Origin of the sequence: Nonomuraea sp. NBC_00507 (genome assembly GCF_036013525.1) — a bacterium.
Taxonomy (GTDB): Bacteria; Actinomycetota; Actinomycetes; order Streptosporangiales; family Streptosporangiaceae; genus Nonomuraea.
On the sequence record NZ_CP107853.1, the window covers coordinates 8,226,381 to 8,250,435 of the forward strand.

The 24,055-nt window shown below is 71.3% G+C and carries 26 protein-coding genes; 17 read left to right on the forward strand and 9 right to left on the reverse strand.

Annotated features, from left to right (window positions below; all coding sequences use genetic code 11):
• Positions 1 to 38 precede the first annotated feature (38 nt).
• Complete coding sequence (locus OHA25_RS39735; RefSeq protein ID WP_327582053.1) at positions 39 to 2,165, reverse strand: anthranilate synthase component I; 2,127 nt, start codon at positions 2,163 to 2,165, stop codon at positions 39 to 41.
• Positions 2,166 to 2,468: 303 nt separating this feature from the next.
• Here OHA25_RS39735 and OHA25_RS39740 point away from each other — a divergent pair, with 303 nt between their 5' ends.
• From OHA25_RS39740 to OHA25_RS39750, 3 genes are read left to right on the forward strand one after another with little or no spacing between them, the layout of a single operon-like run.
• Entirely contained in the window at positions 2,469 to 3,332 is an 864-nt protein-coding gene (locus OHA25_RS39740; protein ID WP_327582054.1) for a DUF4394 domain-containing protein, read from the forward strand.
• A gap of 57 nt (positions 3,333 to 3,389) precedes the next feature.
• The gene (locus tag OHA25_RS39745; protein ID WP_327582055.1) at positions 3,390 to 4,970 is read left to right on the forward strand and encodes a CocE/NonD family hydrolase; all 1,581 of its coding nucleotides are present in this window, start codon (positions 3,390 to 3,392) and stop codon (positions 4,968 to 4,970) included.
• The gene (locus OHA25_RS39750; RefSeq protein ID WP_327582056.1) at positions 4,952 to 5,896 is read left to right on the forward strand and encodes a helix-turn-helix transcriptional regulator; all 945 of its coding nucleotides are present in this window, start codon (positions 4,952 to 4,954) and stop codon (positions 5,894 to 5,896) included. The genes OHA25_RS39745 and OHA25_RS39750 overlap by 19 nt, the downstream gene beginning before the upstream one ends.
• A gap of 12 nt (positions 5,897 to 5,908) precedes the next feature.
• Here the strand turns inward: OHA25_RS39750 and OHA25_RS39755 are convergent, their stop codons facing one another.
• The gene (locus OHA25_RS39755) at positions 5,909 to 6,802 is read right to left on the reverse strand and encodes an SDR family oxidoreductase (RefSeq protein WP_327582057.1); all 894 of its coding nucleotides are present in this window, start codon (positions 6,800 to 6,802) and stop codon (positions 5,909 to 5,911) included.
• 300 nt (positions 6,803 to 7,102) lie between these two features.
• On the opposite strand from OHA25_RS39755, the gene OHA25_RS39760 reads away from it, so the two are divergent.
• Entirely contained in the window at positions 7,103 to 7,312 is a 210-nt protein-coding gene (locus tag OHA25_RS39760) for a DUF3311 domain-containing protein (RefSeq protein ID WP_305918889.1), read from the forward strand.
• Positions 7,309 to 8,919 (forward strand): monocarboxylate uptake permease MctP, encoded by a 1,611-nt coding sequence (gene mctP / locus OHA25_RS39765; protein ID WP_327582058.1) that lies wholly within the window; start codon positions 7,309 to 7,311, stop codon positions 8,917 to 8,919. The genes OHA25_RS39760 and mctP overlap by 4 nt, the downstream gene beginning before the upstream one ends.
• Positions 8,920 to 8,965: 46 nt before the next feature.
• On the opposite strand, the gene OHA25_RS39770 is transcribed toward mctP, so the two are convergent.
• Positions 8,966 to 9,313, reverse strand: a complete 348-nt coding sequence (locus OHA25_RS39770) for a DUF6285 domain-containing protein (protein WP_305918891.1) — start codon at positions 9,311 to 9,313, stop codon at positions 8,966 to 8,968.
• A 39-nt stretch (positions 9,314 to 9,352) separates the two neighbouring features.
• Between OHA25_RS39770 and OHA25_RS39775 the strand changes: the two genes are divergently transcribed.
• Genes OHA25_RS39775 through OHA25_RS39795 form a run of 5 tightly spaced genes read left to right on the forward strand, consistent with a single transcriptional unit; the run spans position 9,353 to position 13,901 of the window.
• Positions 9,353 to 10,135 (forward strand): CPBP family intramembrane glutamic endopeptidase, encoded by a 783-nt coding sequence (locus OHA25_RS39775; protein WP_327582059.1) that lies wholly within the window; start codon positions 9,353 to 9,355, stop codon positions 10,133 to 10,135.
• 40 nt (positions 10,136 to 10,175) lie between these two features.
• The gene (locus OHA25_RS39780) at positions 10,176 to 11,369 is read left to right on the forward strand and encodes an acyl-CoA dehydrogenase family protein (protein ID WP_327582060.1); all 1,194 of its coding nucleotides are present in this window, start codon (positions 10,176 to 10,178) and stop codon (positions 11,367 to 11,369) included.
• Entirely contained in the window at positions 11,366 to 12,337 is a 972-nt protein-coding gene (locus tag OHA25_RS39785; RefSeq protein ID WP_327582061.1) for a phosphotransferase family protein, read from the forward strand. The genes OHA25_RS39780 and OHA25_RS39785 overlap by 4 nt, the downstream gene beginning before the upstream one ends.
• Before the next feature lie 26 nt (positions 12,338 to 12,363).
• Positions 12,364 to 13,083 carry an ABC transporter ATP-binding protein gene (locus OHA25_RS39790; protein WP_327582062.1) on the forward strand — a complete coding sequence of 240 codons (720 nt, stop codon included), beginning with the start codon at positions 12,364 to 12,366 and terminating at the stop codon, positions 13,081 to 13,083.
• Positions 13,080 to 13,901, forward strand: coding sequence for an ABC transporter permease (locus OHA25_RS39795; protein WP_327582063.1), 822 nt, complete (start codon positions 13,080 to 13,082; stop codon positions 13,899 to 13,901). Before OHA25_RS39790 ends, OHA25_RS39795 begins: the two co-directional genes overlap by 4 nt.
• Here the strand turns inward: OHA25_RS39795 and OHA25_RS39800 are convergent.
• Together OHA25_RS39800 and OHA25_RS39805 are read right to left on the reverse strand one after the other, a co-directional pair.
• Positions 13,807 to 14,463: a TetR/AcrR family transcriptional regulator gene (locus OHA25_RS39800; RefSeq protein ID WP_327582064.1), complete on the reverse strand. Its 657-nt coding sequence runs from the start codon at positions 14,461 to 14,463 to the stop codon at positions 13,807 to 13,809. The genes OHA25_RS39795 and OHA25_RS39800 overlap by 95 nt on opposite strands.
• On the reverse strand, positions 14,460 to 14,900 hold the full coding sequence (locus OHA25_RS39805; protein ID WP_327582065.1) for a hypothetical protein: 441 nt from the start codon (positions 14,898 to 14,900) through the stop codon (positions 14,460 to 14,462). Before OHA25_RS39805 ends, OHA25_RS39800 begins: the two co-directional genes overlap by 4 nt.
• A 212-nt stretch (positions 14,901 to 15,112) precedes the next feature.
• Here OHA25_RS39805 and OHA25_RS39810 point away from each other — a divergent pair, with 212 nt between their 5' ends.
• The 4 genes from OHA25_RS39810 to OHA25_RS39825 are packed head-to-tail and all read left to right on the forward strand — an operon-like array spanning position 15,113 to position 19,708.
• Positions 15,113 to 15,883, forward strand: coding sequence for a hypothetical protein (locus OHA25_RS39810; RefSeq protein ID WP_327582066.1), 771 nt, complete (start codon positions 15,113 to 15,115; stop codon positions 15,881 to 15,883).
• Positions 15,880 to 17,010, forward strand: coding sequence for a hypothetical protein (locus OHA25_RS39815; RefSeq protein WP_327582067.1), 1,131 nt, complete (start codon positions 15,880 to 15,882; stop codon positions 17,008 to 17,010). The genes OHA25_RS39810 and OHA25_RS39815 overlap by 4 nt, the downstream gene beginning before the upstream one ends.
• A complete protein-coding gene (locus tag OHA25_RS39820) occupies positions 17,007 to 18,434 on the forward strand; it encodes a hypothetical protein (protein ID WP_327582068.1) in 1,428 nt (475 codons plus the stop codon). The genes OHA25_RS39815 and OHA25_RS39820 overlap by 4 nt, the downstream gene beginning before the upstream one ends.
• Positions 18,431 to 19,708 carry an AAA family ATPase gene (locus tag OHA25_RS39825; protein ID WP_327582069.1) on the forward strand — a complete coding sequence of 426 codons (1,278 nt, stop codon included), beginning with the start codon at positions 18,431 to 18,433 and terminating at the stop codon, positions 19,706 to 19,708. The genes OHA25_RS39820 and OHA25_RS39825 overlap by 4 nt, the downstream gene beginning before the upstream one ends.
• A gap of 18 nt (positions 19,709 to 19,726) precedes the next feature.
• Here the strand turns inward: OHA25_RS39825 and OHA25_RS39830 are convergent, their stop codons facing one another.
• A complete protein-coding gene (locus OHA25_RS39830) occupies positions 19,727 to 20,656 on the reverse strand; it encodes a GNAT family N-acetyltransferase (protein ID WP_327582070.1) in 930 nt (309 codons plus the stop codon).
• Between the two features lie 65 nt (positions 20,657 to 20,721).
• On the opposite strand from OHA25_RS39830, the gene OHA25_RS39835 reads away from it, so the two are divergent.
• Positions 20,722 to 21,042, forward strand: a complete 321-nt coding sequence (locus tag OHA25_RS39835) for an STAS domain-containing protein (protein WP_305918904.1) — start codon at positions 20,722 to 20,724, stop codon at positions 21,040 to 21,042.
• Here OHA25_RS39835 and OHA25_RS39840 read toward each other — a convergent pair.
• Entirely contained in the window at positions 21,023 to 21,685 is a 663-nt protein-coding gene (locus OHA25_RS39840; protein WP_327582071.1) for a hypothetical protein, read from the reverse strand. The two genes, OHA25_RS39835 and OHA25_RS39840, sit on opposite strands and share 20 nt — an antisense overlap.
• Entirely contained in the window at positions 21,637 to 22,437 is an 801-nt protein-coding gene (locus OHA25_RS39845) for an MFS transporter (RefSeq protein ID WP_327582072.1), read from the reverse strand. The genes OHA25_RS39840 and OHA25_RS39845 overlap by 49 nt, the downstream gene beginning before the upstream one ends.
• Positions 22,438 to 22,611: 174 nt before the next feature.
• Between OHA25_RS39845 and OHA25_RS39850 the strand changes: the two genes are divergently transcribed.
• Together OHA25_RS39850 and OHA25_RS39855 are read left to right on the forward strand one after the other, a co-directional pair.
• Positions 22,612 to 23,151: a TetR/AcrR family transcriptional regulator gene (locus OHA25_RS39850; protein WP_327582073.1), complete on the forward strand. Its 540-nt coding sequence runs from the start codon at positions 22,612 to 22,614 to the stop codon at positions 23,149 to 23,151.
• A gap of 164 nt (positions 23,152 to 23,315) precedes the next feature.
• Complete coding sequence (locus OHA25_RS39855) at positions 23,316 to 23,747, forward strand: ATP-binding protein (protein WP_327582074.1); 432 nt, start codon at positions 23,316 to 23,318, stop codon at positions 23,745 to 23,747.
• A gap of 7 nt (positions 23,748 to 23,754) precedes the next feature.
• Here OHA25_RS39855 and OHA25_RS39860 read toward each other — a convergent pair whose 3' ends face one another.
• Complete coding sequence (locus OHA25_RS39860) at positions 23,755 to 24,027, reverse strand: hypothetical protein (protein WP_327582075.1); 273 nt, start codon at positions 24,025 to 24,027, stop codon at positions 23,755 to 23,757.
• Positions 24,028 to 24,055 lie beyond the last annotated feature (28 nt).

Genomic DNA, 24,055 nt, shown 5'->3' on the forward strand with positions numbered 1-24,055 from the left:
GAGCATCCCCCAGCCGGGCGGCTCAGACTCGCACCGCCCTAGCGGCGGCAGAGCCGTAGCACGTTCGCGATGACCTTCGCGCCGGCGCCGCCTTCCTGGGTCAGGATCGACTCGGGGTGGAACTGCACGGCGTAGCGCCGCCGCTCGACGTCCTCGATGGCCATGACGTTGCCGTCGGGCGTGAGCGCGGTCGCGGCGAAGCCGACCACCCCGGGCTGCTTGGCGTGCAGCGAGTGGTAGCGGGCCGCGGTGAACTGCTCGGGCAGCCCGTCCAGCAGCGCGCTGTCGCCGAGCCGCGTGACCTGGCCGCGCTTGCCGTGTTCGGGGTAGCCGAGCAGCTCCAGTGTGCCGCCTGCCTGCTCCACCATGGCCTGCAGGCCCAGGCAGACGCCGAAGACCGGCAGGTCGCGGGCGTAGACCTGGTCGAGCAGCGCCGCCATGCCGAAGTCGGTCGGCCAGCCCGGCCCCGGCGACAGCACCACGAGGTCGGGGCCGATCTCGTCGATCATGTGGGCCGGGAAGCCGTGACGCAACGTCACCACGTCCGCGCCCTCCTGACGGAAGTAGTCGGCGAGCGTGTTGACGAAGGAGTCCTCGTGGTCGACGAGCAGCACCTTCATGCCCAAGCCCGGCTGCGGCCTGGGCTCGGCGACCGGGACGGCGTCGGGCTGGTTGACCGTGGCCAGGGCGCCGAGCAGGGCGCTGGCCTTGAGCTCCGTCTCACGCTCCTCGGACTCGGGGTCGGAGTCGAACAGCAGCGTGGCCCCGGCCCTGACGGTCGCCACACCGTTCTTGACCTGGGCGGTGCGCAGGGTCAGGCCGGTGTTCATGGAGCCGTCGAAGCCGATGAAGCCGATGGCGCCGCCGTACCACCGGCGGGTGGTCGCCTCGTGGTCCTCGATGAACTGCATGGCCCAGGTCTTGGGGGCCCCGGTGACGGTGACGGCCCACATGTGGGTGAGGAAGGCGTCGAGCGCGTCGAACTCGGGGCGCAGCCGGCCCTCGATGTGGTCGACGGTGTGGATGAGGCGGGAGTAGAGCTCGATCTGGCGGCGGCCGATGACCTTGACCGTGCCCGGCACGCAGATCCGCGACTTGTCGTTGCGGTCGACGTCGGTGCACATGGTCAGCTCCGACTCCTCCTTGATGCTGGACAGGAGCGTGCGGATGGCCTCGGCGTCCTCGACCGGGTTGCTGCCGCGGGCGATCGTGCCGGAGATGGGGCAGGTCTCGACACGGTCGCCGGTGACCCGGACGTACATCTCGGGCGAGGCGCCGACGAGGTGCTCGCCCTCGCCGAGGCTGATGATGAACTCGTACGGGGCCGGGTTGCTGTGACGCAGGCCGCGGTAGAAGGCGGCCGGGTCGGTGCAGGCGGCGTGGAAGACCTGCCCGGGCACGACCTCGAACAGGTCGCCGCGCTTGAACTTCTCCTTGGCGGCGGCCACGACCTTGGCGTAGTCGCCCTTCGTGGGGTTCGCGGGCAGTTCGCCGGGGACGGCGAGGGGCGTGCTCGCGCCGGTGCGCTCCAGGCCGCGGGTGGTGGTCCCGTCCACGGTGAACTCGTAGCGGTATTCGACGCACGTCTCGCGCTGCCGGTCGATGACGACCAGCCGGTCGGGCAGGTGGAGCACGAGGTCGCGCTGGTCGTCGGGGCGCGGGAGCTCCTGCCTGATGGGCTCGAACTGGAAGGCCAGGTCGTAGCCGAAGGCGCCGTAGAGACCCAGGTGCGGGTCGTCGCCGCGGAAGGCGGCGATGACCTCACGGATCGCGGTGAAGACGGTCGGCCGGCGGCTGCGCATCTCCTCGGGCAGCAGGTCCTCGGATTCGGGTACGTGGACCTCGACGCGGTCGGCCGTGGGCTCGGTGACCGGCTTGCCCGCGGCCAGCAGGCAGGAGGCGACGGCGGGCAGCACGACCCTGCCGCGCTCGTTGAGCGCGGTCGCGCTGATCGTGCGCCCCTTGGCGACCAGCTCCAGGCACGGATCGACATAGCCGAACGCCCACCGGCTGTAACGGCCCGGATAGTCCATGCCCGAGGAGAACGCGCCGCCGCGTCGTTCGCCGAGAGCCGTCACGATCTCTTCGAGCGCCGTCTCGTCCACCTCGCGAGCCTCGCGCTCGACCCCGATGCCCCCGGCGGTGGTATATCCGCTGGTCTCCATCTGCTGCCCCTTATCACGTCAAAAGATCGAGCCCCGGGGGCGGACACGAGAAAGGCCGCCATCCGGGGCGGCCGTCCGTCGAGAAATGCGAAACCCGCGCCGCCTAGGAGCGGCGCCACCACTGGAGCTGAGCGTGATTTCGCATGCCGACAGGTTATCCGGCCAATCAAGATCGCGCAACGCGGCTCGCGCGGCGCGTCCAGCCCGACGGCCCGTCAACGTCGTGCGCGTCCCCGAACGTCATCCGCAACGGTCCCATCAGCGAAGAAAGGGGCAAGGCAACACCCCACACAAGGAGATCTGATGCGTAAGCAACTGGCGCTCGCCGTCGCCGTCCTCGGCGCGGGCGCGGTACTGGCCTCGCCCGCGCAGGCCCAGCACCGAAACGCCGGACCGCTCGTGGCGGGCCTGACGACCGCCGGCGACCTGGTGGTCTTCCGTAGCGACAAACCGGGCAACGTCGACCGGGCCGGCAGGATCAGCGGCCTCAGGGGCGACATGAGGGTGGTCGGCATCGACTACCGCGTCCAGGACGGCCGGCTGTACGCGGTCGGCGACCGGGGCGGCATCTACACGCTCGACAGCCGCGCGCGGGCGACCAAGGTGTCGCAGCTGACCGTCGCGCTGCAGGGCGGGACCTTCGGCGTCGACTTCAACCCGGCCGCCAACCGGCTGCGCGTGATCAGCGACACCGGCCAGAACCTGCGGCACAACATCGACGACCCGAACGGCGCGCCCGCCCGCAACACCACAGCCACCGACGGCACTCTCACCAACCCGCCCGTGCCCCCCGCCACGGCCGGGGCGACCGCGACCGGCGTGACCGCCGCCGGCTACACCAACAACGATCTGAACGCGGCCACCGCGACGAGCCTGATCGACGTGGACACCATGAACGACCAGGTCTCGCTCCAGTCCCCCGCCAACGCCGGCAACCTGGCCCCCACCGGCAAGCTGGGCGTGGACGCGGCCACCGACGCCGGGTTCGACGTCTACAGCAGGCTGAGCAGGGGCGTGACGGTGTCCAACGCCGCGTACGCCACACTCAAGGTCCGCGGTGCCTACCGCTTCTACTCGGTCAACGTGCTCACCGGCGCGGCGACCCTGGTTGGAACGTTCCCGTCCAACCGCCAAGTGAGCGACATCGCGGTCCAGCTCGACAGATAGGTCCCACGGTGCCCCCGGGCTACCGCACCCCGGGCGGCATCTGTTACTGGTTAGTACATGAGACGCGTGCGGCTCCACCGCGATCTTCCGGTGCCGATGCCCGACGGCGTGACGCTGCTGGCCGACCACTACGCTCCGGCCACGGGCGAACGGGCTCCCGTCATTCTGATGCGCTCCCCCTACGGCCGGCGCGGGCCGTTCGGCTGGTTCTTCGGCCGCGGCTTCGCCAGGCAGGGCTTCCACGTCGTGATCCAGAGCTGCCGGGGCGGGTTCGGCTCCGGCGGCCTGCTCGATCCGCTCGGCGACGAGCACGACGACGGCCTGGCGACCGTCGCGTGGCTGCGCCAGCAGCCCTGGTACGGCGGGTCGTTCGCGATGTTCGGCCCTTCCTACCTCGGCTACACGCAGTGGGCGATCGCCCCCTACGCCGGGCCGGACCTGAAGGCCATGTCCCTGCAGATCACCGCCTCCCAGTTCAGGGACGCCGCCTACGTGGGCGGCGCGTTCGCGCTGGAGTCGGCGTTGAGCTGGACCACGCTCACCGACGCCATGTCGCGCCGCTTCGGCGGCGCCGCGTTGTGGACCGCGCCCCGGCTCACCCGCAGGGCGGTGCTGTCCGGCCGGCCGGTGGCCGAGCTGGACCTGGTGTCGGCGGGCCGGCCGCTGCCCTTCTTCCAGGATCTGGTGACGCATCACGCGGACCCGGCGGTGCCGTACTGGGACAAGCGGGACTTCTCCCTGAAGGTCGGCGACGTGGACGCGGCCGTCACCATGCTGGGCGGCTGGTACGACGTGTTCCTGCCGTGGCAGCTGAAGGACTACGCGGCGCTGCGGGCGGCGGGCCGGCGGCCTTATCTGACGATCGGGCCGTGGTACCACATCGACACGCGGCACGCCCGGCCCACGATGGTGGAGGCGTCGGCGTGGTTCCGCGCGCATCTGATGGGCGACCTGTCCCGGCTGCGGCCCGACCCTGTGCGGATCTACGTGACGGGCGCCGAGGAGTGGCGTGACTACCCCGACTGGCCGGTGCCGGGCATGCGCGAGCAGCGGTGGCATCTCCAGCACGGGTTCGGGCTGGGTGTGGACAGTCCGCGGGAGGCCGGGCCCGACCGGTTCCGCTACCATCCTGACCATCCGACGCCGGTGATCGGCGGGCCGGTTCTGCTCGGCGACTCCCGGCCGCGCGACCAGCGGCGGCTGGAGCAGCGCCGCGACGTGCTGGTCTACAGCTCGCCCGCGCTGGAGTCGGGCGTGGAGATGATCGGCCCGGTCCGCGCGGAGGTGTTCGTGCGTTCCAGCACCCCGTACGTGGACGTGGTGGTGCGGGTGTGCGACGTCTGGCCGGACGGGCGCTCGGTCAACGTGTGCGAGGGGGTGCGCCGCCTCGGGCCGCTGTCAGCCGGGGAGGTGCGGCGGGTGGAGGTGGACCTGTGGCCGATCGCGCACCGGTTCCGGCGCGACCACCGCATCCGGGTGCACGTGGCGGCCGGGGCGTACCCGACGATCGCCCGCAACCCCGGCACCGGCGACCCCCTCGGCGCGGGCGGCCCGATGGTGCCCGCCGACGTCGAGGTGTTCCACTCACCCGACCGGCCCTCGGCGGTGGTGATGCCGGTGTGCGCGCCTCGCGGCTGATGTCCCTGGTCCTGCTGTTGCAGGGCCGGGGCGGGATGACGGCGACCGAGCTGGCCAAGGAGCTGGAGGTCTCCGAGCGCACCGTGCACCGCGACGTGCTGGCGCTGTCGGAGGCCGGCGTGCCGGTGTACGCCGACCGCGGCCGCGGCGGCGGCTACCGGCTGCTCGAGGGCTACCGGACCCGGCTGACCGGGCTGGACCGCTCCGAGGCCGAGGCGTTGTTCCTGTCGGGCGTGCCGGCCGCGCTGCGCGAGATGGGGCTGCACGACGTGGCGGCGACCGCCCGGCTGAAGGCGGCCGCCGCGTTGTCCCCGGCCCTGCGTGACGCGCCGGCGACCGCGGCGCAGCGCTTCCACCTGGACGCGCCGGGCTGGTTCGCCGGCGACGACCCGCCGCCGCCTGCGCTGGCGCCGCTGGCCAGGGCGGTGTGGAACGACCGGCGCGTGCGGACGGTGTACAAGGGCAACCAGCGCACGCTGGAGCCGTACGGGCTGGTACTGAAGGCAGGCGTCTGGTACCTGGCCGCGCGGCTGGGGACGCGGTTCCTGATCTTCCGGGTGCACCGGTTCGGCGCGATCGACGTGCTCGCCGAGGCCTTCGACCGGGATCCCGGCTTCGACCTGGCCGCCTTCTGGGCGCAGCAGTCGGCCGAGTTCACCCGCTCGCTGCTGCGGGACGTGATCACGTTGCGGCTGAGCGAGCGGGGGCAGCGCATGTTGCGGCACATCGCCGACCCGGCCGCGCTGGCGGACGCGCTCGGCTCGCTCCAGCCGGACGGGACCGTGCAGCTGGCGGTGGAGTCGGTGGAGGTGGCGTTCTCGCAGGTGCTGCGGTTCGGGCCGGACGCGGAGGTGCTGGCGCCGCCGGAGCTGCGGACGATGGTCGCCGAGGCCGCCGCCCGCACCTCCGCCCTCTACGGTGGGTAGCGGGGTCCGCGGCTACCGGTAGTCGGCCGGGTCGGCGTCCTTGCCGGTCTCCTCCACCTCGGTGATGAAGCGCCACACCTGCGGGCGGCTGCCGTCCACGTCGGTGAGGCCGTACGCCTCGGCCAGCTGCCCGCTGTCCACTGACCTGCCCGACCAGCGTTGCTTGTCAGGGTCGGCGGCGATCGCGGCGATCGCGCGGCCCACGTAGGCGGGGGTCTCGGAGACCAGCCAGCTCTTGTGGTCGACCTTGGCCTCGCGCCAGTTGTCCTCGGTGACCCCGAAGTTGTCCAGCATCGCCTCCGAGCGCAGGAACCCGGGCGTGACCGCCACGCCCGTCCCGCCGTACGGGCGCAGCTCCTTGGACCAGGCGAACGCCAGCCGGTTCACCGACATCTTGGCCAGGTCGTAGTAGACGTTCTCCCGGTAGCGGGTCTCGTTGAACTCCCAGGTGCCGTCGGTGACCTCCACGACCAGCCCGCCCTCGTTCCTGATCAGCAGCGGCAGCAGGAACCTGCTGCTGATGATGTGGGTGTCGACGGCCAGCCGGAGCAGCCGCAGCCCCTTGTCCATGTCGTGTTTCCACACGGGGGTGTCCCACTCCCACAGGTGGTCGCTCCCCCACACGTCGTTGACCAGCACGTCGAGCCGGCCCTGCTCGCGCTCCACGCGCACCGCGAGCGCCTCGACCTGCGCGGGGTCGAGGTGGTCGACCTGGACGGCGATGCCCGTGCCGCCGGCCGCCGTGACCAGTTCCGCCGTCTCCTCGATGGTCTCCGGCCTGTTCATCTCCGAGCGCCGCTCGCGCGTGCTGCGGCCCGTGCAGTAAACCGTCGCGCCGGCCGCGCCCAGCGCGACCGCTATTCCTCGTCCCGTGCCGCGGGTCGAGCCCGCCACCAAAGCAATCATGCGACCGATGGTGTCCGGAAAAGAGGACATCTCTTGTCATGTTTTCCGTGAGAGGCCGTTCGGCGCGTGCAACCGACCACTCGCCGATCGATGACGGGCAGGCGAGGTCCCGGTAACTAAGCTCCCACAACGGCGTTACGGCTGCGTGTCTCATATGCCGGGACGGAATCTCAGTATTTAGGCCAAACCGTAACATAACCGACATTGGGTTTAATACCGCCATAAAGCTAGTCTCCCTCCATTGACTACCTGTCAGGAGCCGGTCACCGCCGGCTGCTGATCCATGCCATCGGAGGGTCGATGACTACCGGGGAACCCGGGCAACCGCGCACCGACCGCAGCCCCTGGAACTGGCTGCTGCTCGTGCCGATCGTGTTGCCGTTGCTGACGTTCCTGTTCAACGGCGATGAGCCCCGCTTGCTGGGCTTCCCGCTGTTCTACTGGCTGCAGCTCGCCTTCATCGGGGTCGGCGTCGTGTCCACGACGATCGTGTACAGGATGACGAAGTGAGCGGGCACACGACCGAGCTGGTCGTCTTCACTGTGCTGTTCCTGGTCGTCAGCGCCATGGGATTCGTGGCGGCCCGCTGGCGGCGGCCCGACAACATCGAGAGCCTGAACGAGTGGGGCCTGGGCGGCCGCAACTTCGGCTCCTGGATCACCTGGTTCCTCGTGGGCGGCGACCTGTACACCGCATACACGTTCGTGGCGGTGCCCGCGCTCGTGTTCGGCGCCGGCGCCATGGGCTTCTTCGCCGTGCCGTACACCGTGATCATCTACCCGCTGGTGTTCCTGGTCCTGGTCAGGCTGTGGTCGGTGTCGCACGTGCACGGGTTCGTCACGCCGGCCGACTTCGTCCGGGCCCGCTTCGGCTCGCCGACGCTGGCGCTGCTGGTGGCGATCACCGGGCTGGTGGCGACCATGCCGTACATCGCGCTGCAGCTGGTCGGCATCGAGGCCGTGCTGAAGTCGATGGGCGTCACCGGGCACCTGCCGATCATCATCGCGTTCGCGATCCTGGCCGCCTACACCTACCAGTCGGGCCTGCGCGCCCCCGCATTGATCGCCTTCGTCAAGGACACGCTGATCTACATCGTGATCCTGGCGGCGGTCTTCTACATCCCGGCCAAGCTCGGCGGCTGGGGATCGGTCTTCGACGCGGCGAAGGCGAAGTTCGACGCCTCCCCCGCGCCCGGCGACGGGATCATCCTCAACGCCGCCAACCAGCTGCAGTACATCACCCTGGCCTTCGGCTCGGCGCTGGCGCTGTTCCTCTACCCGCACAGCCTCACCGGCGTGCTGGCCTCCAAGAACCGCAACGTGATCAAGCGGAACATGTCGGCGCTGCCCGCCTACAGCCTCCTGCTCGGCCTGATCGCGCTGCTCGGCTACATGGCGATCGCGGCCGGCACCAAGCCGGTCATGAACGCGAACGGCAAGCCGGACAACAACACGATCGTGCCGCAGCTGTTCGACCAGATGTTCCCCGACTGGTTCACCGGCGTCGCCTACGCCGCGGTCGGCATCGGCGCGCTGGTCCCGGCGGCCATCATGTCGATCGCCGCGGCCAACCTGTTCACCCGCAACATCTACCGCGAGTACTTCAACAAGCACGCCACAGACGCCCAGGAGGCCAAGGTCTCCAAGCTGACCTCGCTCCTGGTCAAGGTCGGCGCGGTGCTCTGCATCCTGGTGCTGGACCCGCAGTTCTCCATCGACCTGCAGCTCATCGGCGGCGTGATCATCCTGCAGACGCTGCCGTCGGTGGCGCTCGGCCTCTACACGCGCTGGTTCCACAAGGGCGGCCTGATCGCGGGCTGGGCGGCCGGCCTTGGGGCGGGCATGTGGATGCTCTACCTCATCCCGAACCCCGCCACCGGCAAGCTGCACTTCGGCGGCTCGGCGTTCCCGCTGTCCAACTTCGGGTTCGACACCAAGATGACGATCTACGTCGGGTTCGTGGCGGTGATCGTCAACCTGGTGGTGGCGGCGCTGGGCACGCTGGTGTTCCGGGCGCTCAAGATGGCCGACGGGCCGGACGCGACCTCGCGCGACGACTACTTCGCCGACGAGGGCGACCCCAAGGTCAAGGACCTGGACCTGACCGGCTCGCACTGAACCCCGGCGGTCCGCCCCCGTCCCCCCGCGGGGGCGGGCCGCCGGTTCAATCCGCCACGAGATAGCCGGGGTTGGCAACCTCCAGCTTGGCCCGCACGGCATCCACCAGGGCGGCGACGAGCTCGTGGTCGTCGGCGATCCGGCCCTCGCGAACGGCGGCGGCCAGCTCGGCGTCGCCGGCCACGCCCAGCGCGGCCAGCCGGGCGGCGTGCTCGGCCGCCTGGGCGGGACCCAACTCGATCTCCCGCTCGACCATGCCCAGCACGTTGATCGCGACCCGGGTGTGGAACCGCACCCGGCCCTCGACGGCCGGCAACACGTCACTCTCGAGGAAATCACGCACGGCGGCCACCAGCTGCGCCGCCGTGGGTACGTCGTGCGGCCCCTTCGTCATCTGATCTCCTTTTTAGCAGGGAACGACTACCCTGCGGCCATGCGCACAGAGTCTCCCACCGCATCTACCCCGGTGCTCGGACCCCAGCTGATCCGGGCCGAGATCTTCGTCGTGATGTCGGTCTCGCTCGGCGCCAGCGGCCTGGTGGCGCTCGTGCGGCTGATCGGGGCGCTCACCGCGCCGAAGGAGCTGAAGAGCCAGCAGGCCGTGCTCGTCGGGTCCATGGCCCCGGGGCGGCCGTGGCTGGACCTGACGTTGCAGCTGGTCCAGATCGTGATCTCGGTGGCGCCGGTCGGGCTGGTGGCGTACCTGCTGGTGCGCTCCGGGGAGTCCATGCGCACGATCGGCGCGGACCTGCGCGAGCCGCGGCGGGACCTGGTGCGCGGGGCCCTGCTCGCGGCCGCGATCGGCGGCAGCGGGCTGGCGTTCTACCTGGCGGTGTGGGCCTCCGGGGTGAACCTGACCGTCGTTCCCGGTGCGCTGCCCGAGGTGTGGTGGCAGGTGCCGGTGCTGCTGCTCGCGGCGGCTCAGAACGGCGTGCTGGAGGAGGTGCTGGTCGCCGGCTACCTGCTGCACCGGCTCGGGCAGGCCGGATGGAGCCCGTGGAAGGCCCTCGCGCTCTCGTCGCTGCTGCGCGGGTCGTACCACCTGTATCAGGGGTTCGGGGGGTTCGCCGGAAACGTGGTGATGGGCGTGGTGTTCGGGCGGCTGTACCAGCGGTGGGGGCGCGCGACGCCGCTCGTGGTGGCCCACACGCTCATCGACGCCGTCGCCTTCGTCGGGTACGCGTTCCTGCGCGGACGGGTCAGCTGGCTGCCCTGACACCGTTGACTCGGCAACGATTGTCGGCTGAGATCATTTCATGAGCTTCGCCGTGCCCGCCGGTGTCCGGCCGATCCGCGATGCCGTCCACGCGTTCATGACCGAGCGGGTCGAGCCCGCCGAGCCGGTGCTGCACGCCGGCGGCGCCGCCGCCGCCGCGGCCGCGCTGGACGAGCTGCGGGCCGAGGCGAAGAAGGAAGGCCTGTGGGCGCTCGGCCACCCGCGGGAGCTGGGCGGCGGCGGGCTGTCGTTCCTCGACTACGTCTACGTCAACGAGGTGCAGGGACGCAGCGAGTACGGGCAGCTGGCGCTGGGCACCTTCACGCTGCAGGACTCGCTCATGCTGCACGAGCACGCCTCGCCCGAGCAGCGCGAACGCTACCTCGAGCCGCTGGTGCGCGGCGACATCTGGCCCAGCTTCGCCATGACCGAGCCGTCGGTGTCCAGCTCCGACCCCACCCGGCTCCGCACGGCCGCCGTGCTCGACGGCGACGAGTGGGTGATCAACGGGCACAAGTGGTTCACGACCGGGGCGTCGCGGGCGGCGTACACGACCGTGATGTGCCGCACCGAGCCGGACGCCCCGCCACACCGGGCCTTCTCCATGATCCTGGTGCCGACCGACACACCCGGCTACACCATCGTCCGCGAGACGCCGGTGCTGGGACTGGACGGGGCGCACTGCGAGGTGCGCTACGAGGACGTCCGCGTGCCCGCCGCCAACCTGCTCGGCCGGCGCGGCCATGGGTTCGTCATCGCGCAGCAACGCCTGGGACCCGGCCGGATCTTCCACTGCATGCGCTGGCTGGGGCAGGCGCAGCGGGCCTTCGACCTGATGTGCCGCAGGCTGCACGAGCGCAGCGCGTTCGGCGAGCCGCTGGCGAACAAGCAGCTCATGCGGCAGCACGTGTTCGACTCCTACACCGAGATCCAGGCGGCCAGGCTGCTCACGTTGCAGGCCGCCGAGGCGATCGACGCCGGTTCCGACGCACGGGTGGAGATCGGGGCGATCAAGGTCGTCGGAGCGCGTATGCTGCACAACGTGATCGACCGCGCCATCCAGGTCTACGGGGCCGCGGGCCTGACGCCGGACACTCCGCTCGAGCGGATGTACCGGCACGCTCGGGCCGGGCGGATCTACGATGGCCCCGACGAGGTGCACATCGACTCGGTGGGGCGGCGCATCCTGGGCACGTACGCGGCGGGCGGCACCTGGGAGTTCGGCCTGCGATGAGCCGGCTCGAGGAGATCGTCCGCACGGTGTTCGGTGCCGGGTCGGCGATCCCGCATCGGGTGCGGCTGCCCGGCGGGGCGTCCCGCGAGACGTGGGCCCTGGACGTCGCCGCGGCCGACGGCACCCGGCATGAGCTGGTCCTGCGGCTCGAGTCTCCCGGTGCCGCCCTGGAGGCCGGCGCCACCCTGGCGGCCGAGGCCGTGCTGATGCGCACCGCGTTTCAGGCGGGGGTGCCGGTGCCGCGGATCGTCTCCAGCGGCGAGTCCCACATCCTCATGACCCGTGTCCCCGGCGAGACGATCCCGCGCAAGATCCTGCGCGACGACGCCTACGCCACGGCCCGGCGCAGACTCGCCGCGCAGTGCGGCCAGGCGCTGGCCGCCATTCACCGCATGCCGCTGTCGTGCGTGCCCGCTGAGGCTGAGACCGCGGCCGAGACCGATCCGCTGCGCCGCTGGCGGGACGTGCTCGACCGGCTGGGCGAGCCGCACCCGGTGTTCGAGCTGGCGTTGCGGCGGCTCGCCGCGACGCGGCCGCGCCCCGGCCGGCGCGCCGTGGTGCACGGCGACTTCCGCAACGGCAACCTCATCGTCGGCCCCGAGGGGATCAGGGCAGTGCTCGACTGGGAGCTCGCCCATGCCGGGGACCCGCTGGAGGACCTCGGCTGGTTGTGTGTGAAGGCCTGGCGGTTCGGCTCGCCGCTGCCGGTCGGCGGGTTCGGCACGTACGACGACCTCATCCACGCCTACGAGCGGGCCGGCGGCGACCCGGTGGACCGGGACGCGCTGCGCTGGTGGGAGACCTTCGGCGTGCTCAAATGGGGCGTCATCTGCGTCATGCAGACCATGCGGCACCTGCGTGGCGGCGCCCGCTCCGTCGAACTGGCGGCGATCGGCCGCCGCGTGTGCGAGAACGAGTGGGATCTGCTCGGCATGTTGCGCGAGCGGGCGGAAAACCCGTTGCCTTGACCCGGGCAGCGGCGCAGGCTTGTGCGGTGACCATCCTGCAGGCATCCCATCTGCTCAAGCGGTTCGGATCGGTCACGGCCGTCCGCGACCTGAGCCTCACCATCGGCGAAGGTGAGGTCGTGGGGTTGCTCGGCCCCAACGGCGCCGGCAAGTCGACCACGCTCCACATGCTGCTCGGCCTCATCACCCCGGACGCCGGCAGCATCAAGCTGTTCGGCATGGAGCTGGCCCAGCACCGGATCGAGGCGCTCAGCCAGGTCAACTTCGCCGCCAGTTACGTCGACCTGCCCGGCGTGCTGCGGGTGCGGGAGGTGCTCGACGCGTTCGCCCGGCTCTACGCCGTACGCCATCCGCGCCGGCGGGTCGAGGAGGTGATCGAGCTGTTCGAGCTCGATCACCTCCACAAGCGGCCGATGATGGCGCTGTCGTCCGGGCAGCGCACCCGCGTGCAGCTGGCCAAAGCCCTGCTCAACGCGCCGCGGCTGCTGGTGCTCGACGAGCCCACGGCCAACCTCGACCCCGACGCCGGCGACCGCATCCGCGGCCTGCTGTCCCGCCTGGCCAGGGAGAACGGCAGCGCCATGCTGATCACCTCGCACAACATGCGGGAGGTCGAGCGCATGTGCGACCGCATCCACTTCATGTCGGACGGCGTCATCGTGGCCGCCGGCAGCGCCGCGGAGCTGGCCGGGCACTACGGGGCCGAGGACCTGGAAGAGGTGTTCTTGAAGGTGGCGCGCGGATGACGACCTTGACCCTGCCTCCGCTGAGCCTGGCCGCGCGGCGCATGCGCGTCATGGGCGTGGTCCGGCGCGACTTCGCGGCATTGCGGCGCAGCTCGATCCGGGTGTTCGAGATCCTGTTCTGGCCGACGGTCGAGCTGGTGCTGTGGGGCTTCATGACGCTGTTCCTGCAGACGCAGCGGGTGCCGTTCGTGGTGTCGTTCCTGCTCGGCGCGGTGCTGCTGTGGCAGCTGCTGCAGAAGGCCAGCAACGAGATCTCCATTGCCTTCCTCGAGGACATCTGGTCGCGCAACCTGCTCAACGTGCAGGTCAGCCCTCTGTCCAGCGTCGAATACCTGATCGGGCTGATGCTGTTCTCCCTCGGCAAGGTGGCCTTCGCGGTCGCGATCATGGCCGCGCTCGCCTTCGGCCTCTACGGGTTCGGGGTGACGAGCATCGGCGTGGGACTGGTCCCGTTCATGGGCGTGCTGCTCGTGCTCGGCTGGTCACTCGGCCTGGTCGGCATCGCGGCGGTGCTGCGTTTCGGCGAGAACGCGCAGGTCATCGCCTGGTCACTGGTGTTCGTGGTGCAGCCGCTCGCCGGGATCTTCTACCCGGTGTCCGTGCTGCCCGCGCCGCTGCAGGCCGTGTCGTGGTTCCTGCCCGCCTCCCACGTGTTCGAGGGCATGCGCACGGTCATGGCGGGCGGCGCGCTGCCCTGGGACCGGCTGGCCTGGGCGGCCGCGCTCAACGTGGGATACCTGGCGGCGACGCTGGGGTTGTTCGCGTGGGCGCTGAAGTACGCCCGGCGGCATGGGAAGCTCTCGCGCTTCGGGGACTGAGCGCGGCGGCGATCACCTCCACCAGGCCCTCCACCACCTGATCCCGCTCCACCTCGGGATGCTCCAGCCACCAGTCGCCGGTCGTCTGCACCATGCCGACGAACGCGTGGCCGAGGACCTGCGCCCGCACCGGGTCGAGCGCCGCCCGCTCGGCGGCCAGCACCCCGCCCAGCTCCTCGCCCAGGCCGCGGACCAGCGAGGTCATGTGGGAGCGGGTCCTGCTGTCCTCGGCGCCGGCCCGGTGGAACAGGAAGCGGTAGAGGTTGAGGTTGGCCGCGATGAGGTCCAGATAGGCGCCGATCGTCGCCCTGGCCCGGCCGCGCAGGTCGGCCCCCGGCTCGGCGAACCGCGGCCGCAGCTGGGCGATCACCGTGCGCACGTGCCGGTCGGCGAGCGCCTCGTACAGGCCGCTCTTGTCGCCGAAGTGGCGGTAGAGGATGGGCTTGGTGATGCCGGCCGCGGCCGCGATGGCCGCCATCGACACCTCGGGCCCCTCGCTGGAGATGACCCGGTCCGCGGCGTCCAGCAGCGCCCTGCGCCGATCCGGGTCCCGTCCGCTCACCCGCCCAGGATAGATCGCCAACGCGTCGGCAGCAGCGCCGAGAGCACGAGCAGGGCGCCGATGATGGTGTAGAGGCCGGTAAGCCCGGCCAGCGTGCCGGGCGGCTCGGCCAGCTCCGCCGGCGGCAGGCCGTCCCAGGTCGGCCCCGACCACGGAAGGGTGGCCGCCAGGCCCAGCGCGGCGCCGGTGTCCAGGGCGAACAGCGCGCCTGCCGAGATCAGTGGAACGCCGCAGGTCAGCGCCGCCGCGGGCCAGGCGGTCAGGACGGCGACGAGCACCGCCACGGCCGCCAGGCAGGCCAGCCCGGCGGGCGCGGGACCGGCCGCAGCCGTGCCCACGCGCAGCGCCTTGGCACCGGCCTCGGTCAGGTAGTAGACGGGGACGAGGGCGGCCAGGCCGGCGGCGGCTCCCATCACATGACGACTCTCACGGGTCACACCGGCATCGTCCCCACCTGCCTCACCGGTTACGCGTGGAGGGCGAGCATGGCGGGTGACCCCGCCCGGCGGCTCTCTGCTGGAGCTGGGCTGCGGCGTGGGACGGGTGACGGCATGGGGCGGGTCAGGCCCTTTACACCGTAGATCACGCGATGGCCTCGATCCTCAGGTAATTACTGGAAAATACTGGGACTATTGATACGCTCGCGGCCATGAGTGACCGCCTGGACGATTTGGAGCGGCGGATCGACGAGTTGCGGGCCGGTGTGCGCAAGGCCATGCGGGCCAGGGACGGCGCGAAGGCCCGGGTGCTGCGCGCCGAGCTGCGCACCGCCGAGCGGGACTGGGACGTCCTGGTCAGCGGCGAGCGGCCGGAGGGCGCGCCCGAGCCGGCGCCGCTGGTCACCGTGCGCGAACAGGTGCACCAGGGGCTGCGGCTGCTCGGGGCGACCGCCCAGCCCCGCCTGATCGTGGCCGTCAGCGAGGCGTTCCTCGGCGGCACGATCCGCAGCACGCAGCTCACCAGCCTGCGCAGGGACGAGGAGCGTTCGTTCCGTTCCTCCCCGTACGGGCGGCCGTACTACCTGTGCGCGGCGCTGACGGACCGCCTCTCCCCCGCCCGCGGCCTGCTCACACTCAGCAGCTGGCCGCTGGAGCGGCGTGTGGTCGGGCCCCTCAGTCCCCGCGTCGACTTCCTGACCTGCGCCATCGCGGTGGCTTCACACGCGGCCGAGGATGAGCGGGCGGCCAGGTTATTGGTGCGGATGGCCAGGAACATCCCCGGCGCCACCAACGGCTCGCTGGCCCCGCCACACCCCGGGCGGGTGATCGAGGCGGCCCGCGCCGAGCTGGCGGTGCACGCCGAGCGCGACACGCGCGACCGCGCCGAGCTGGCGCGACGCGCCGCAGCGCAGCTGGATGACGCCGCCCGCCTGTTCGGCGCCGCTACGCTGAGCACGATCAAGAAGGAGTACGTCACGTGAGCGGCTTGAAGCGCGAAGGCGACACCCTGCGCCGGCTGGACGCGTTGCGGGGCACGACGCCGCCGCGGCCGCACGACGCCCGCGCCATCGCGGCCCTGGCCGCCAACCCCGGCTGCACCCGCCGGGCGCTCATGGACGGGGCCGGCGTCGACAAGGACGCCGCGGCCCGGCACCTGGGGTTCCCCGCGCCGTTCGGGCAGTCGCCGTTCGCGATCACGCGCGGCAACGTGTTCGAGGCGCTGGTCAAGGCCGACGGGTGCGCGGAGCTGCTGCGCATGCTGCGCGAGCTGCTCGGCCTGCCGATCGCCGAGGTGGCCTACCACGACGTGGAGAACGTCGGCGCCCACCTGCGCCACGCTCACACCCGCGCGCTGATCGACCGGGCGGCCCGTGACGAGCAGGACGCGGGCACTCTGTACGACCACCCGCTGCTCACCCTCCAGATCGCCGGCCACACCGCCTACCTGGAGCCGGATGTGGTGGCCTTCCAGCTGGGCGGCCGCTTCCACATCGTGGAGGTCAAGTCGTTCGCGGTGATCGACGGGCAGGCCGACCCGGCGGCGGTCGCGGCGGCCGCCCGGCAGGCGGCCGTCTACGTACTGGCGCTGCGCACGCTGCTGGAGGAGCTGGGCCACGACCCGCTGAAGGTCTCCCACGACGTGGTGCTGGTCTGCCCTGAGAACTTCGCCAACCGCCCGGTCGCGACACTGGTCGACGTGCGCAAACAGCTGGCCGTGCTGAGGCGCCAGCTGACCAGGATGACCACGCTCGACCGGCTTCTCGAGGGGCTGCCCGACGATCTCACGTTCGACCTGCAGCCGGGTGAGGACGGCCGGCCCACCAGGCCCGTCGCCGAGCTGGCCGACTCACTGCGCACGACGACGGCGCGTTACGCGCCCGACTGCCTGTCCGCCTGCGACCTGTGCTTCTTCTGCCGTGACGAGGCCCGGCAGGAGGGTGCGTCCGACCAGCTCGGCAGGCAGGTGCGGGACGAGCTGGGCGGGGTCGCGTCGGTGGCGGAGGCGCTGGGCCTGGCCGACGGGGTCCGGGATCCGCGGGAGGGTCAGGAGGAGATCGCCCGGCTGCTCCGCAACGCCGAACGCCTGCGCAGAGAGTGCCTGGCATGAGCCTGCTCACCTCGCTCGCCCGGTTGCGCGCCCTGGACGAGGGCATCGCGCAGCCCATCGCGACCGTCCGCCACTGCCATCTGTCGGACCGGCCGATGGTGTTCATCCCGCTGAAGCTGTCGGGCGAGGCCGCCGCGCCGCTGGCGGCCATGCTCGGCACCGAACGCGACCGGCCGCGCCTGCTCGTGGTGACCCAGCCGCGCAACCGCGACCTGCGCTTCGCCTGGGCGGCCGAGCTGGCCGGGGTGCTGCTGCCGTACCTCGAGGGTTTCCTCGCCGACACCGAGACGGTGGAGCGGCGCGGCGCCGACCCCTACGAGCGGGCGGTGGACGCGCCGCAGCTCATCGTGCCGAACGCGGCCGGCGTGGCCTTCACCCGGCTCCTCGGGCGCTCCACCCGCTTCCGCCGCGCCGACGGGCCCTACCCGGTGCCGGACGTGGTGCCGCTGCTGGGCCGGTGGCTGACCTATTTCGGGGAGCGGGCCGCGTACCCGGGCTCGTCGCTCATGACGGCCGCGACCGAGGAGCTGGGCCGGCACTGGGCGAGCGGGCAGAGCTCGCTGGAGGACGCCAACCTGGCCGCGTTGCTCGGCTGGATCACCGAGGGGCCGAGCGAGGCCGCCGAGGACCCGCTGATCTGGCCGCCCGCCGGGCCCGCGACCGACCCGGGGTTCGACGCGGAGGTGCTCGCGCCCGCCATCGACAGCGGGTCGGCCGAGCGCGTCACCGAGGCGCTGCGCCGCCAGCTGGAGCCCACGTGGCGGCTCATGTGGCAGGCGATCGACCTGCTGGCCGGCCTGGAGGCGGGCGCGAGCGTGGCCCAGCGGTGGGAGCAGGACCGCGGCTCGTTCAGCGGCATGGCGCAGAGCATCGCCGAAGGCGGGCCGCCGCAGGCCCGCAGGGACGGCGCGGTCGCGGCCGCGGCCAAACTGGCCCGCATGGAACGCGCCCAGGCGGCGTACGAGGTGCAGCGCGCCTACGACGACCCGCTGATCATGGCCGAACACCGGCTCACCGGGGAGGCCTTCGCGGGCGAGGTGGTCGAGACCGTCCCGGACAACGTCGAGGGCGAGGGCCGCTCACGCAAGCTCCGCCCGCTGGTGGTGATCAAAACCGACGATCCGGTACGGCTGCCGCCCGGCGCGTCCCTCGGCACCCCGCAACGCCGCGGCCAGGGCGCCGAGCTGGTGTCCGCGGACGAGGGCCTGATCACCGTGAAGATCACCAAAGGGATGGGGCGCGGCAAGACGCCGACCCCCGGCGCCGTGCCCGAGGTCGGCGAGCGCGTCTGCTACACCTCACTCACCGACGACTTCCAGGGCTCGCCGACCCTGCCCGACGCGGAGGCCACGCCGTGGACGCACGGCGGCCCGCCCCAGGAGTACACGCCCGACGACGAGGACGCCCAGGAGGAGTGGTCGTGACCGGCAGCCCGGAGCAGGTCATCGCGGACGTGCTGGCCGACCTGCCGCGGCACCGGGGCGTGGTCGTCGACTCGCCGCCGGGGGCGGGCAAGTCCACCCTCGTCGTACGCGCCGCCGCGCACATCGCGGCCGCCGGTGAGCCGCTGATGATCGTCGCCCAGACCAACGAGCAGGTCGACGACCTGGTGTCCAGGATCTCGGACAAACATCCGCGGCTGACCGTGGGGCGGCTGTCGGCCGGCGGATACGTGCCGCCGCTGCGCCTGCTGGAGCTGCCCGGCGTGCGGTTCGGCACCAGGATCCAGGACCTCGGCGACCCGGACATCGTCATCGCGACCGCCGACAAGTGGGCGTGGATCGGCGACCGGGTCTGGCCGTGGGCGATCGTGGACGAGGCCTACCAGATGCGCTCGGACAAGCTGCTGCGGATCGCGGGGCTGTTCGAGCGGGCGTTGTTCGTGGGCGATCCCGGACAGCTGGACCCGTTCTCGATCGTGGACGGGGACCGGTGGTGGGGACTGTCGTGGGATCCGCTGCAGAGCGCGGTGGCGGTGCTGCTGCGGCACAATCCGGACCTGCCGGTGCACCGGCTGCCGGTGTCGTGGCGGCTGCCGGCGTCGGCGGCGCCGGTGGTGTCGCGGGCGTTCTACCCGTTCACCGGGTTCAGGTCGGGGACCGGGCCCGGGGATCGGCGGCTGGAGCTGGTCACGGAAGGCATGGGGACCGTGCACGACCGGGCGCTGGAGGAGGCCGCCCGGTCGGGGTGGGCGCTGCTGGAGCTGCCGAACCGGCACACGGTGCGTACCGACGGGGAGGCCGTGCAGGCGGTGGCGCTGCTGGCCGAGCGGCTGCTGCAACGGGGCGCGGTGGCGAGTTCGGAGCAGGGCGAGCGGCCGGTGACGGCGGATCGGATCGCCGTGGGGGCCGCGCACCGGGACCAGGTGGCGGCGATCCGGGCGGCGGGGCTGCCGCCGGAGATCACCGTCGACACCGCGAACCGGCTGCAGGGCCGCGAGTACGACGTGACGATCGTGCTGCACCCGCTGTCCGGGCGGCGTGACGCGACGGCCTTCCACCTGGAGTCGGGGCGGCTGTGCGTGCTGGCCTCGCGGCACCGGCACGCCTGTGTGGTGGTGGCCCGGGCGGGCATCGCCGAGCTGCTGGACGCCCACCCGTCGGCGGAGCCGGTGCAGCTGGGCGTGCCGGTGAAGTTCCCGGACGGGTGGGAGGCCAACCAGTCGGTGCTGGAGCATCTGTCCCGCCACCGCGTCTAGCGCGGCGACGCTGCTGGTTCAGAGGCGGCGGCGCCAGACGTCGATGACCATGACCGGCCGCATCCCCGCCGACTCGTACAAGCCCAGCGCCGGCGTGGTGTTGTTGGAGTCCACGTGCAGAATCGTGCCCTTGCGCCCGCGGGCCGCGTCGGCGGCGAAGGCGTGCCGCAGCAGGAAGCGCCCCAGCCCCTGCCCCCGGAACTCGGGCAGCACGGCCAGCGTGGCCACATACCCGCACTCCTGGTCCGGCAGGAACTGGTTGTTGCCGATCAGCACCGCCGCCGCGCGCCCGTCGACCCTGGCGAGCGCGAGCTGGCTCCAGTCGTTGACGCTCTGCGCCTGCCTGCGCTCGTGCCACAGCTCGTAGTCGATGTTCACGAACCCGAAGTGCTCGGCGAACGCTTCCTGGTGCACGCGGTGCGCCTCCCGCCGCACGTCCTCGCTCTCGCCGGAGTGCAGCGTGAGCCCGGCCGGCGGGACCGGCGCCTCGACGGGGCCCTCGTAGTCGATGCGCATGCGGTGGAAGCTCGTGCCGGGCTCGAAGCCCTGTTCCTTGGCCATGGCCTGCTTGACCTGGTCGGCGCGGTAGATCCCGATGTGCAGGGTGACGCCGTCGTGCCCCCGCTCGGCGGCCAGCTCGCGGGCGCGCCCGATGACCAGTGGCCACAGCTCGTCCGCGAGCTCTTCGACGCCGGGCCGGACGATCACGTCGACGTGCACGAGATCGCTGTCTCCGTTGCTACATGCCCAGGCCGACGCGAGGAGCCTGCCGTCGGCGTCCTGTGCCAGCCACCCGTCCTTGTCGCGGTCGAAGTCGGGCTCCACCAGCTCGTCCTGGACGTCTTGGAGCGTCATGTCCGGCGCCCCGAGGACCGCGGTCTCATATGCCGAGATGAGCTCGTACATAGCGGCGGCGTCGTCCACGCGGGGCCGGCGAAGAGTATGCATGGGCTGGATTGTGCACCGGCCGCCCTGCCCGGCGCCTCCCATTTTCGCCCGGTTAAGCTATGGGAGTGCTCGACAGGATGCCCTTGCGCATCGAGGTCGCCGCCCCGGACGCGACGACCGTCGCGCTCGCGCTCCGCGGCGACCTGGACCACGGCTCGGCCTACCAGCTCGCGGCCCTGACCTTCGCCGACGGCTATCGCAGGATCGACGTGGACCTGTCGGCGCTGACCTTCATCGACTCCTCCGGCCTGGCCGCGCTCGTCCGCCTCCAGCAGCGGGCCGCGGCCGCCCGTGCGGTGATGCAGGTGGTGGCGTTGACGCCCTATCTGCGCAAGCTCCTCACGATGACCGCGCTCGACCTGCTGTTCAGCCTGCCGCCGGAGTGACGGGCTCCTTCGCCGAGGCGGTCACGGGGCCGCCGCCGCGCAGCGGGGTCTCCTTGATGAACGCCGCCAGCACGGGCACCACCACGACGAAGGCGATGGCCCACCAGAAGACGCCGGAGATCGACGTCGCCAGCGATTCCAGCATCCCCGTCCGCTGCGCGCTCGGCAGCTGAGCGAGGGACGCGGGGTCCATCCTGCCGCCGCCCGCGGCGATCCCCTCCGCCGCGGATGCCCCGAACCTGGCGGTCAGCTCGGAGTGGAAGGTGCTGTTGAAGACCGCGCCGAACAACGAGACGCCGAACGAGCCGCCGATCGACCGGAAGAACGTGGTCGCGCTGCTGGAGACGCCCAGGTCGCGCTGCTCGACGCTGTTCTGCGCGATCAGCAGCGTGGTCTGCATGAGGAAGCCCATGCCGAGGCCGAGCACCGCGATGTAGACGCCGGTCAGCCAGGTGGGGGTGCCGGCGTCCATCGTGGACAGCAGCCACATGCCGGCCGCCATGCCGACGCCGCCGATCACCGGGTAGATCTTGTACTTACCGGTGCTGGTGATGGCCTTGCCCACGATGAGCGACACGACCATGGCCGCGGCCATCATCGGCAGGAGCAGCAGGCCGGAGTTGGTGGCGCTGGCGCCCTGCACGGTCTGCTGGAACAGCGGCAGGAAGTTGATCGCGCCGAACTGGCGAAGCCGAGCAGGAAGCCGATGGCCGAGATCAGCGTGAAGTTGCGGTTCCTGAACAGCTGCAGCGGCATGATCGGCTCGGCGGCCTTCCGCTCGACCAGCACGAACGCCGCCAGCGTGAGCACCGCGAGCGCGGCCAGGCCGAGGATCTGCCAGGAGCCCCACGGGTATTCGTTGCCGCCCCAGGTCGTGATGAGCACCATCGCGGTGATGCTGATCGACAGCAGGGTCGCGCCCGCCCAGTCGATGCGTACCGTGTTGTGCAGCTTGGGGAGATGCAGGTTCGTCACGATGAGGACCAACGCGACCGCGCCCACCGGCAGGTTCACGTAGAACGCCCAGCGCCAGTCGAGGTGGTCGGTGATGAACCCGCCGACCAGCGGGCCGGCGATCATCGCCAGCGACATGACGCCGGCCATGATGCCCTGGTACTGGCCGCGCTCGCGGGGCGGCACCAGGTCGCCGATGATCGCCATGACGTTCACCATCAGGCCGCCCGCGCCGAGGCCCTGCACCGCCCGGAACGCGATCAGCTCGGCCATGCCGCCGTCCGGACCGCCGAACAACGACGACCCGGCCATGCCGCAGAGCGCGGAGCCGATCATGAAGATGACGATCGAGATGATGAAGATGCCCTTGCGCCCGTACAGGCCGCCGAGCTCGCCCACGATGCGGGGCATGGCCGTGCCCACGATCATGTTGTCCAGCATCGCCAGCACCATCGCCAGCATCAGCCCCGGCAGGCGACCATGACCTCACGGCGCCGCCCGACTGCCTCCGCCACCCGCACACCCCTATGTGAAGATCTTGCTTACTTGCCGACCGGCAAGCATAGACTAAGCTAAAGACTTACTTGCCGGCCGTCAAGCTGAAATAGGTGCAATGTGCGGGAAGACACGCGAACCCGGATCCAGGAGATCGCGCTGAGGCTCTTCACCGAGCAGGGGTATGAGGCGACTTCGCTGCGGGAGATCGCCGAGGAGCTCGGCGTGACGAAGGCCGCCCTCTACTACCACTTCAAGACGAAGGACGACATCGTCGCGAGCCTGGTGGACCTGCACGTCGCCGAGATCGAAAACCTGGTGGAGTGGGCGAAGAACCAGCCGAAGACGCCGGAGATGCGGCGCGAGCTGCTGGAGCGCTATGGCGCGAACCTCCGGGGGCCCCGCCACATCGAGATGGCGAGATTCCTCGAGCGCAACCAGACGGCGCTGCGCGAGCATCCCAAGCTCTCCAGGATGCGCGACATGATGATCGAGCTGACGAAGCAGATGAACGAGCCCGGCGCCACGCCGGTGGAGCGGATCAGCCGCTCGCTGGCGCTGTTCGCGCTGCACGCCGGCAGGTGGCTGCCGGGCGATCTGACCGAGGACGAGGTCGACAAGGCGTCCATGGAGGTGGCCCGGCGACTGCTGGAGCTGTAGTGCGCCCATCGCCACCTGCGGTGGCCCGCTGGACGCGAACCACCGTAACGTTTCCGGACTTTTGGCTTTTAAAGGGACGATTGGGGCGGAGGATCGAGGGCAGGGAGAGGTGGCTACGGTGGGCGGACCGACTGCCCACACGCATCCATTCGGGAGGAGGTGCCGTGGAAGCCACAATCGCGCTCCGGCTGCCCAGGGATGCGGCGAGCGTCCCGGTGATCAGGCAGATGCTGGACGGCACGCTCCGCTCGCTGGGCGTCGAGCCGCAGGTGCGCGACGACATCGAGCTCATGCTGACCGAGGCGTGCGCCAACGTGATCAAACATGCGGGGCCCAGCGACGACTACACGGTCAGCGCCACCGTCCAGCACGACGTGTGCGTCATCAAGGTCGTCGACACCGGCGACGGCTTCGACCCCCGCGCGGTGCTCGAACCCGAGCCGGGGGCCGAGTACGGCCGAGGACTGCAGATCATGCGGGCGCTCGCCGACGACATCCGTTTCACCAACAAACGCGAGAACGGGGCGGTGGTGTGCCTGGAGAAGAGGCTCCGGTACACGCCGGGGGCGGCAGGTCCGCCCCTCATGGCGTCGTGACCCAGCCCTAGTCGCCGCCGAGCAGGAATCGCCGCCGCAGCCGGGGTGTGCCCTCGCTCAGCTCCGCTCGCCGCCGTTCGGGCACCGCGCTCCCGCTGAGCTTCAGCGTCAGCCGCGCCTGCCTGCCGGTCAGCCGCCGCCACAGCCTGCGCCAGTTGGTCATCGACCCGGCCATGACCGCGAGCGCCACCAGCGCGACGACCGCGATGGCGAGGGTGGCCAGGACGATCAGCAGGAGTACGACCACCACGGACCCGATGGTGCCGAACACGTCCAACATTCGCCGGAAGGTGCCCGGCCATCAGCGC

Bases quoted from the DNA above. Each gene is read 5' to 3' on its own strand.
- OHA25_RS39755 (WP_327582057.1), bottom strand. From the start codon at position 6,802: ATGATTGCTTTGGTGGCGGGCTCGACCCGCGGCACGGGACGAGGAATA.
- OHA25_RS39775 (WP_327582059.1), top strand. From the start codon at position 9,353: ATGCGCACAGAGTCTCCCACCGCATCTACCCCGGTGCTCGGACCCCAG.
- OHA25_RS39845 (WP_327582072.1), bottom strand. From the start codon at position 22,437: ATGCTGGACAACATGATCGTGGGCACGGCCATGCCCCGCATCGTGGGC.
- OHA25_RS39780 (WP_327582060.1), top strand. From the start codon at position 10,176: ATGAGCTTCGCCGTGCCCGCCGGTGTCCGGCCGATCCGCGATGCCGTC.
- OHA25_RS39830 (WP_327582070.1), bottom strand. From the start codon at position 20,656: ATGCATACTCTTCGCCGGCCCCGCGTGGACGACGCCGCCGCTATGTAC.
- OHA25_RS39795 (WP_327582063.1), top strand. From the start codon at position 13,080: ATGACGACCTTGACCCTGCCTCCGCTGAGCCTGGCCGCGCGGCGCATG.
- OHA25_RS39785 (WP_327582061.1), top strand. From the start codon at position 11,366: ATGAGCCGGCTCGAGGAGATCGTCCGCACGGTGTTCGGTGCCGGGTCG.
- OHA25_RS39760 (WP_305918889.1), top strand. From the start codon at position 7,103: ATGACTACCGGGGAACCCGGGCAACCGCGCACCGACCGCAGCCCCTGG.
- OHA25_RS39740 (WP_327582054.1), top strand. From the start codon at position 2,469: ATGCGTAAGCAACTGGCGCTCGCCGTCGCCGTCCTCGGCGCGGGCGCG.
- OHA25_RS39820 (WP_327582068.1), top strand. From the start codon at position 17,007: ATGAGCCTGCTCACCTCGCTCGCCCGGTTGCGCGCCCTGGACGAGGGC.
- OHA25_RS39810 (WP_327582066.1), top strand. From the start codon at position 15,113: ATGAGTGACCGCCTGGACGATTTGGAGCGGCGGATCGACGAGTTGCGG.
- OHA25_RS39745 (WP_327582055.1), top strand. From the start codon at position 3,390: ATGAGACGCGTGCGGCTCCACCGCGATCTTCCGGTGCCGATGCCCGAC.
- OHA25_RS39735 (WP_327582053.1), bottom strand. From the start codon at position 2,165: ATGGAGACCAGCGGATATACCACCGCCGGGGGCATCGGGGTCGAGCGC.
- OHA25_RS39770 (WP_305918891.1), bottom strand. From the start codon at position 9,313: ATGACGAAGGGGCCGCACGACGTACCCACGGCGGCGCAGCTGGTGGCC.
- OHA25_RS39860 (WP_327582075.1), bottom strand. From the start codon at position 24,027: ATGTTGGACGTGTTCGGCACCATCGGGTCCGTGGTGGTCGTACTCCTG.